The organism is Sporosarcina siberiensis, assembly GCF_042681925.1.
GTDB classification, from domain to species: Bacteria; Bacillota; Bacilli; order Bacillales_A; family Planococcaceae; genus Sporosarcina; species Sporosarcina siberiensis.
The window spans coordinates 1-1,443 of the sequence record NZ_JBHUGI010000012.1; the positions used below are offsets into that span (position 1 = coordinate 1).

The 1,443-nt window shown below is 38.2% G+C and carries 1 protein-coding gene; it reads left to right on the plus strand.

What is annotated here, in order from left to right; all coding sequences use genetic code 11:
- Positions 1–103 precede the first annotated feature (103 nt).
- Entirely contained in the window at positions 104–1,288 is a 1,185-nt protein-coding gene (locus ACFSFY_RS05825; RefSeq protein ID WP_381536244.1) for an IS256 family transposase, read from the plus strand.
- Positions 1,289–1,443: the final 155 nt, after the last annotated feature.

The following is a 1,443-nucleotide window of genomic DNA, read 5'->3' on the forward strand; positions in this document are numbered from 1 at the left end:
GAGAGTGTAAAATATCTTGTGTAAATGAATAAATACAAAAAGGAAGACCTTTTCTTGGTAGAATTAAGTCACCACAACCAATCCTAGAAAAGAGGCCTTCCCTATGACTCAGTTTACAACAGATATTGTCCAAGCACTAGTACAAAAACAAGATATTACCGAGGTTTTTCGTTCGCATTTAGAAACAGCAGTAAATACTTTACTGACCACCGAGCTGACAGCGTTTTTAGATTATGAAAAATATGACCGTATCGGCTTTAACTCAGGGAATTCACGTAATGGTTCATATGACCGAACGCTGCACACTGAATATGGTGACCTTCAGGTCACGATTCCCCGTGATCGCAACGGTGAGTTTAAACAACAGACAGTCGCACCTTATAAGCGATCAAACGATACACTCGAATCATTTGTCATCCACATGTTTCAAAAAGGCGTGACTATGTCGGAAATAGCTGATTTAATCGAGAAAATGTATGGCCATCATTACACACGTCAAACAATATCTAATATGACACAAGTAGTGGGTGAACAGGTAGAAGCCTTTAATAAAAGGAAACTCAGTACGCGTTATGCATGTGTTTATTTAGACGCAACCTATATTTCAGTTCGACGTGAAACAGTTTCTAAAGAAGCTGTTTATATAGCCGTCGGCATTCGTGAAGATGGCTCAAAAGAAGTGATTGCTTACACAATCGCTCCAACAGAATCAGCATTTAATTGGAAAGAGCTTTTACTAGAAATAAAAGAGCGTGGAGTAGAAGAAGTTCTATTATTCCTTTCGGATGGCTTAACAGGAATGGTAGACACAATTAAAAGCGCATTTCCTAAAGCTCAATTTCAAACATGTCTAGTTCATGTGGCACGTACTATCTCCCATAAAGTACGTGTTGAAGATCGAGCTGAGATTTGTGGGGATTTCAAAACGATTTACCGAGCTGATGATCAGGAAGCTGGCCAAGTAGCATTAGATAGTTTCTGTTCGAAATGGAAAAAGTCGTACCCGAAGGTTACGAAATCACTCGCAACAAATGAGCACCTACTAACTTTCTATGGCTTTCCTAAATCAATTTGGCGCAGCATATACTCAACGAATTTAATCGAGTCATTCAACAAGCAAATTAAGAAATATACAAAGCGTAAAGAGCAGTTTCCGAACGAAGAATCACTTGAGCGCTTCCTTGTTTCCCAGTTCGAAGATTATAACCAACGCTTCATCACACGATGCCATATTGGTTTCGATCAAGCACGTGCAGAGCTGGCTGATATGTTTGAAGCAAAAGAATAATAGATAGACTACTGAACGTGCAATTTGGTTTTGAAAAAAGAATATCCTTTACATCTAGAGCAAATAAGCTCTATTCATAAGCTATAAAAAAGAAATAAGTGATATTCACAATGAAAAGGTTGGATTGTCATTTACACATAAATATTGACACTCCC